The sequence below is a fragment of the Microcella sp. genome, assembly GCF_051860105.1.
Lineage (GTDB): Bacteria > Actinomycetota > Actinomycetes > Actinomycetales > Microbacteriaceae > Microcella.
Genome location: NZ_JBHYEO010000001.1, coordinates 213,493 through 220,828, shown reverse-complemented (window position 1 = coordinate 220,828; position 7,336 = coordinate 213,493). Strand labels below are relative to the sequence as shown.

Genomic DNA, 7,336 nt, shown 5'->3' with positions numbered 1-7,336 from the left:
GATGGCGGGCGCCGCGACGACCTGCACCTGACGGTCTGCCCACCAGCCGCGCCCGGCGATCGCCCCGCGGTCGAACAGACCGCGGGGCGCACCGGCGAGGTGGTGATCGTCGGCATCGAGGCAGCGCAGGATCAGCCGCGACTCGAAACGCGCGCCCAGCAGGGCGCGAGCGCCGCTCGCGGAGCCGATCGCGGCCGCCGCCCCGCCGCCGGCGCGTCGCTGGGCCCGAACCGCGGCATCCCAGCGGGCCAGCAGCTCCGGAGCGAGATCGGCCGCGTCCGCCATGAGCAGATCGAGGTCGTCGGCGAGCAGCAGTCCGCCGCCGAGCGGCTGCTCGGCGAGGCGGTCGAGCAGCGCCCATGCCTCGGTGACCGAGACCGGGAGCACGGCCGTCTCCGACCCCGCCCGGTGCGCCGCCTGCGCGAGGGCGGCGAGGGCGGTCGAGCGGCCGCTGCGCGGTGCCCCGACCACCGCCACAGCGCCGTCTCGTCCCGGTGTCCAGATGGCGGGCCGCTGCCGCTGCTCGGCGGGGTCGTCGAGCAGGCCGAAGACGAGAGGCGGCAGCTCGCCCGGCTCTGTTCCGACCGCCGTGAGCGGCGGCCCCGCGTCGAACTGCCCGACCTCGACGCGATCTGGGAGCGGTGGCAGCCAGGGGCCGGTCGCGAGGGCGCTGCCGGCCCATCTCCGCCGCACTGCGGCAATATCGTCGTCGTCGATCGTCGCGATCTGCAGGGAGCGCGTGCCCTCCGCCGTGACGAGCACGGCCCGCCCCGCGGGAGCGCCGGCGAGTTCGCGACCCTCGGCGCCGATGAATCCCGCTCCCGCCGACGCCGAGAGCCGGAAGGCCACGCGCACGGCGCAGTTGGCGGCGACCGCGTCGCGCACGGCCCCCGCGGGGTTCTGCGTGCACAGCACGAGATGCACGCCGAGCGACCGCCCACGCGCGGAGAGGTCGGCGAACGGAGCGTGCAGGTCGGGGAACGCGTCGATGAGCGCCGCGAACTCGTCGACGAGCACGACCAGGCGGGCGAGCAGCCCCGGCTGCTGCGCGACGTCTCGCAGCCCGGCATCGGCGAGCACCCGCTCTCGACGACGCAGCTCGGCGCGGAGGCTCAGCAGTGCGCGCTCGGCCACGATCGGATCGAGATCGGTGACGAGGCCGACGGTGTGCGGCAGCTCGGTGAGGCCCGCGAAGGTCGCGCCGCCCTTGAAGTCGACGAACAGGAGGGTGAGCTCGCTCGGCGGCCGGCTCGCCGCCCAGCCGAGTGCGAGGGAGCGCAGGAACTCGCTCTTCCCGCTGCCGGTCGTGCCTCCGACGAGGGCATGGGGGCCTTCGCACTCGAGGTCGAGGGCCACCGGGCCGGCGGCGTCCGCGCCGATCGGGACGCCCGTCGACTCCGCCGGCGCGAGCTGGCCGTCAGCACTCGGGGGCAAGTCGCACCAGCGCACCGAGGTCGGCGGCTGCGTCGCGAGCCCGGCCGCGCGGGGTGCCGACGCGATCGCGAGCTGCCGACGGCTGAGGAACTCGGGTGCGGCGATCACCCGGGCGCCGTCGGGCAGGGTGATCTCGACGTTCGTCGCCGACAGCACCCGCACCGCCACCGCATCCGGGGCGGGATGCTCCTCCGCAGCGAGCCGGACGACCGACACTCCCGGCTCGACCTCGAGCCGCCGCGCGAGGGCCTCTGTCGCGATCCCGGTGCCCTGCACCGCGACGGTGCCGCGCGGAACGAGCACGGGAAGGCCCGCATGGCGTGACGCCCGCGCGATCAGGGAGCGCAGTCGATCCTCGTCGCCCGAGGCGCCGGGTAGCAGCACCTCATCGGGTGCGACGGCGCTCGGCGCGGGGGCGGTGCCCACACGCAGCGGGCGATGCGCGTCACGCGGCGTCGCGATGACGAGCGGGTCGCGGGCGTCGGCCGCGGCGCGCTCGCGTGCGTGCGCCCGGGCGATCGCGGCCTCGTAGGCCCGGCACTCCCGATCGAACCGCTCCTCCTCGTCGCGACGCTCGCGCCGAGCAGCGCGGCGCCCGTCGAGCACCGTGGCGATCGCGATGAGCGGGCTCAGCACGGCGAAGACCAGCACGAACGGCGAGCCGGTCAGGAGGCCGATCACGATCGCCCCGGCAAGCGGAGCGATCACGGCGATCACGGGGAAGCGGGGGCGCGCGGGCGGGCGGGGAAGCGCGGGCAGTGGAGGGAGACGATGCACGGGCAGGAGCACAGCATGCGCCGGGCTCGGCAGCGGCGGTCGCGGGCGGGAGCGGGCATCCCGTCTCGGGGCGACCCGATGGGGAGGAGCGGTCAGCTCACGACGACGAACTGCTCGCCGATGTCGATCCGCGTTCCCCGAACGACCGGGTAGCGGCGACCAGGCTCGCAGACGCGCGGCTCGGCGCCCGGCTCGCGCAGCACCGAGCCGTTGCCCGAGTGCCGGTCGCTGACCCAGAAGACACCCTCATGCTGGCCGAACTCGAAGTGGGTCTTCGAGACGGAGCGGCCGGGGTCGACGATCGTGACGAGGTGGTCGACGTACTCCCCCGGTTCGGGGCGCGGATTGCGGCCCGCGAGCCCTGAACCGAGCACCGTGTAGCTCTCGCCCGTGCTGAACTGCAGCACGAAGCGTGCTCCGCCTGTGCCGCGCGGGACGATGCGCGTGCTCTCGACATCCGCGGCGGTCGGAGCAGCGGACGCGGGGACGACGTCCGCGGGGAGGACTGATGCCGGGGTCACGGGGTCCAGGGTCACGGGGTCCGGCGCCGCCTCTGGCACGCTCGGCGCTGCCGGTTCCGGGCCCGTCAGCGCCACCGGCTGCGGCCGGATGACCGGCACGGGGGTGATCGCCCGCGTGTCGCCGGGCAACGGGTTCCCGCATTCGGCGCAGAAGAGGTCGTCCGGCTCCGGCGGGGCGCCGCACGACGCGCACGGCGCGAGGCCCGCCGTGTGCGTGGGAGGAGGTGTCGCGGGCGAGTCGATCGACAACGGCGCATCCGCGAGCCACGGCAGCGCATCCGGAGCGACCGGGAGGAGCACGGGGACCGGCATCGGCGTCGGCGCGGGATCGGCGGCTGCGGTCGGGAGGGCTCCCTCGACGACGATCGGCGTCGTGAGCGGCGCGTCGGTCGCCCGGGCGGGCGGAACCTCTCCGGGAGCATCCGCGACGGGCACCTCCGGAACGGGTGCCGGAGCAGGCGCCGGAGCGGGCGCCAGGGGCCGCCCGACGACCGGCGGCACCACGTCCGACGGCACGACGTCCGACGGCACGACGGCGGGGGCCGACACCGACCGGCCGCACTCGCCGCAGAACAGCGCGAACGGCGGCAGCGCGGCTCCGCAGTGCTGGCACATCACGCGTCTCGACCCCCCGTCGATCGTCGAGGGCCAGGATACCGTCGCAGCGAGCGGGGCGAGATCGCCGCCCGCCACCGCTCGCGGCGCGTCCGTCCGTCGGCGAAGGATGCCCGCAGCGCGTCGGCGGTCGCCCACACCTTGTCGGCCTCGAGCGGATCGGGCTCTTCGGGCGCGTAGACGGCGCGGTCGGCGACCCGCGCGAGCACCAGGGCCTGAGGTCGACCGAGGGCGGTAGCGACCTCGGTGCGCGTCGCGGCCACGGGCACCGCGAGGCCGAAGTCGAGCGCCTCGTCGGTGAGGTCGCGCCACCCGCCGAGGATCCGCGTCGTCGGGTCTCCTGCCGTGCGCCGGCGCCGTCGGCGCCGCAGCTTGGCCGCGACGATGCCGAGCAGGGGCGAGGCGATGAGTCCGGCGACGAGCAGCACCGAGCCGATCACCCGCACCGCGGCGAGCACCGCCTGCCAGAAGGGGTCGAGGGCGGCATCGTCCCGCTGCTCGATTTCGGGCGGCGCGAGCTCCTCCAGCGGCGGCGGGTCGTCGACGGGGGGTTGAACGGCGTTCTGCGGGCGCGAGACAGGAATCGGCTCGTCGGGCTCGGCCGGAGGCAGCTCGCGGCGCTCGGGCACGACGTCGACGGGCACCCATTCTCCGGCCGCCGTCGACACCTCGACCCAGGCGGTGCGGTCGCTCTCGGTGAGCGCTACGGTGCCGCCGGCGTCAATCGGGCCGTAGCCGAGCACGACGCGCGAGGGGAACCCGAGCTCGCGCGCGATGAGGGCGGCGGCCGCCGCGAACTGCTCGGCATCGCCCACCATCGGACGATCGGTGAAGAGCGCGTCGAGCCGCTCGACGGAGTGACCGGACCGGCTCGGCGCCTCATCGTCGGCGATGCCGTGGCTGAGATAGCCCTGGGCGCGCAACGACTCGAGCGCACGCTGCAGGCGTGGCCCCGACCCCTCCACGCCGACGAGCACCTCGTCGAGCCACGCGCTCATCGCCTCCGGCACCGCGGTGATGCCCGGCACGGCAGCGGAACCGGGCACGGCGCTGTCGAGCGACGCACCGACCGTGCGCGGCACGACCGCGTCGATCGTGTACTCAAGCCCTACTGGCACGCCCCCGACGAAGGCGGCGGCCCCCGTTGCGGCGTTGTAGACGAAGCGGTCGCGCAGGTCGGCGGCGTCGTCACCGGCGATCGCGATGCGGCCGAGCTCCCCGACCGTCGGCAGCCACACGCCGGTGGTGCGCTGCACGGAGAACGTGACGGCCACCGGTTGGCCGTCGACGGCGGAGAGGTCGCGACCCGTGGGGATGCGGACGAAACGGCCCGAGGCGCTGTCGACCTGGTCGCTGCCGACGGCGAAAACGGACCCGTCGTAGCTGTCGAGCACGGCGATGCGGATGCGCGCACCGGACGGCGCACCGGTGACGGTGAGGGCGGTCTCGAGCGCGACGTCGGGCGCGAAGGATGCGCGGTAGGCCGCGAGCGGGCTGGGCTGGTCGAGCGGGTCGAACGGGCGCTCCACGACCGTGCGCAGCACCGTGCGATCGCCCGCGGGCGGGATGACCGCGACCGTCGCGGCACCGACTCCCCCGGCCACGAGCAGCAGCACGGCACCGGCCGCGAAGGCTCGAGCACCGAGCCAGCGGGAGTCGCTCGACCCGGCGGCGCCGACGGCGGTTGCCCGCCGGTGGCGGCGCCAGATCGCCATCCACAGCAGCAGCGTGATCGCGAGCGCGATCGCCGTCGTGATCGGCAGCAGCGGTTGCTCGGGGCCGATCGCCACCGCGAGCGGGAACGCGGCGAGCGGCACGAGGGCGGCGAGCTCACCGCGCGCGGTGCGCAGGGCGACGGCGAGAGTGACGACGGGGCCCACGAGCAGCAGCACGAGGGCCGGCACGAGAAGCGCCTGATACGTGCCGACCGGGAGGTCGATCGTCAGCAGCTGCCGCCAGCTGAGCGCGACCCCGGCATACAGTTCGAGCAGGCCCCCAGGTTCGGGCAGCACCCCGTAGGCCGTGCGCGCCGGCACGGCGAGCGGCACCCCGACGACGGTGAAGGCGGCGACCGTGGCGATCAGCACGCCCCAGGCGGGCCAGCGCGCGATCGCCCCCGTCAGGGCGATCGCCACGCCGAGCGCGATGCCGATCACCGCGAGCAGCACGAACGCCGGATCCCGGTAGATCGGCCACAGCACGACGGCGATGATGGCCCACGCGACGGCCGTCACGATGCTCGCCGAGACCATCACGCTGCGGGGTGCGCGGGCGGGAGGACGCACGGGCGGTCGACGCGGGGCTCGGGATGCTCTCACCACGATTGCGCCCCCCGCATCGCTCGGCGCAGATCGGAGAGCGACCCGATGGTGACGACCGAGAAGCCGCCGAGCCGACGGCGGCCGGGGATGTGCGCGGTGTCGCACATGATGACGACGACCTCGACGGCGGGCGGGAAACCCGCTGCGGCGGTGCGGAGCCGCGCGGGCGTGACCGTCGACCCGACGACGAGGAACGCGACCGAGACCCCTCGGGCGCTCTCGCCGGCGAGCCGGGCGACGTCGAGGATTCCGAGTGCGGCCGGGCCGTGCTCGACGACGGCGAGGTCGTCGAGCAGTCGGGACGGGGTGAGGGTCGTGAGCGGCCGCAGGGCGACGACGGCGCGCTTCGCGAACTCGGGCGTCACGGCGCTCACGACGACCGACACCTCGCGAGCATCCCGGATGGCGCGCGCTCCCAGGCTTCCCGTGACGCTCACCGCCAGCTCGAACTCCTCGTCGGAGCCGAAATCGATGCTGGCGATGCTGAGCGCGACGATGAGGTGGCTGCGCCGCGTCTCCTCGAACTGCCGCACCATGAAGGTGCCGGTCTTGGCCGTCGACTTCCAGTGGATGTGGCGGCGGTCGTCGCCCGGCACGTACTCGCGCAGCGCGTGGAACGCGAGGTCGCTCGGGGTGAGGTCACGGGTCGGCTGGCCTTCGAGATCGCGGACGAGCCCGCTCGAGGTGGAGGGGATATCGATGGTGCGCGGGTGCACGATGATCTCGACGGCCTCCGTCCAGACGAGCTCTCGGCGGACGAGGCCGATCGGGTCGGCGCGCACCGTGCGCACAGGGCCGAGCGCGAGGCGCCCGCGTCGAGCGGTCGGCACCACGAGCTCACGCTCCACGTCGGCCAGGGGCGCCAGGCCGGGCACCGACACCGGCACGATGTCGCTGCCCACGGGCACATCGACGAGCTGCCCGAACGACCGCCGACGGGAGGGGTTGCTCACCCGCAACCGCGCGACTGCGGGGTCACCGACGGCCACGCGCTGCGGCGGGGGCGCGAGCACGACAGCGAGCCGCGTGCGGCCGAGGAGGTAGGCGGCGGCCACGACTCCGAGGGTGGCCCCGACGACGCCGAGCACGATGAGTTCGGTCCAACCCCAGGCGTAGCCGGCGATGAGGGCCACCGGCACGAGGGCGGCGATCGTCCAGCCCAGGGGGGTCACGACCGACGAGACCGCCCGCAGCACGCGCGACACGGTCCCCCGCCCGGCGCGACCGGCCCGCACGACCGCGACGAGAGCGTCGGCCGCCCATCCGGTGCGCTCACCGACGATGCGGGTGCGCGCCGTCGTGACGGTCGACCCGATGGTCGACTCGTCGACGGTGCGCCGCGCGCGATCAGCGGCGGAGGGGGCGGGAGAAGCGGCCGCGCGCGGCCGGTGGGTCGGGGCGGTCGTCACACGGCGACCCGATCGCTCGGTGGCGGGGTCTCGACGAGGATCTGCGCGATGACCGTCGGGGCCGTCACACCATCGAACTCCGACTCGGGGTCGAGCCCGAGGCGATGCGCGAGCACCGGCTCGGCGAGCGCCTTGACGTCGTCGGGCACCACATAGTGGCGGCCGTTGATCGCGGCGAAGGTCTTCGCGCAGCGCACGAGCGCGAGCGCACCGCGCACGCTCGCGCCGAGCCGCACGTCGGGGTGCGAGCGGGTCGCAT

Annotated in this window: 5 protein-coding genes; all 5 read right to left on the bottom strand. The window is 75.0% G+C overall.

Annotated features, from left to right (window positions below; all coding sequences use genetic code 11):
- Positions 1-2,142: FtsK/SpoIIIE domain-containing protein (locus ACTIE9_RS01105; protein ID WP_439563723.1), on the bottom strand; the 2,142-nt coding region annotated here is incomplete at its 3' end.
- Positions 2,143-2,303: 161 nt separating this feature from the next.
- Positions 2,304-3,350, bottom strand: coding sequence for a zinc-ribbon domain-containing protein (locus ACTIE9_RS01100; protein WP_439563722.1), 1,047 nt, complete (start codon positions 3,348-3,350; stop codon positions 2,304-2,306).
- On the bottom strand, positions 3,347-5,668 hold the full coding sequence (locus ACTIE9_RS01095; protein ID WP_439563721.1) for a DUF3488 and transglutaminase-like domain-containing protein: 2,322 nt from the start codon (positions 5,666-5,668) through the stop codon (positions 3,347-3,349). The genes ACTIE9_RS01100 and ACTIE9_RS01095 overlap by 4 nt, the downstream gene beginning before the upstream one ends.
- Positions 5,662-7,077 carry a DUF58 domain-containing protein gene (locus ACTIE9_RS01090; protein WP_439563720.1) on the bottom strand — a complete coding sequence of 472 codons (1,416 nt, stop codon included), beginning with the start codon at positions 7,075-7,077 and terminating at the stop codon, positions 5,662-5,664. The genes ACTIE9_RS01095 and ACTIE9_RS01090 overlap by 7 nt, the downstream gene beginning before the upstream one ends.
- On the bottom strand, positions 7,074-7,336 hold a 263-nt coding region (locus tag ACTIE9_RS01085; RefSeq protein WP_439563719.1), incomplete at its 5' end, for an AAA family ATPase. The genes ACTIE9_RS01085 and ACTIE9_RS01090, both read right to left, overlap by 4 nt.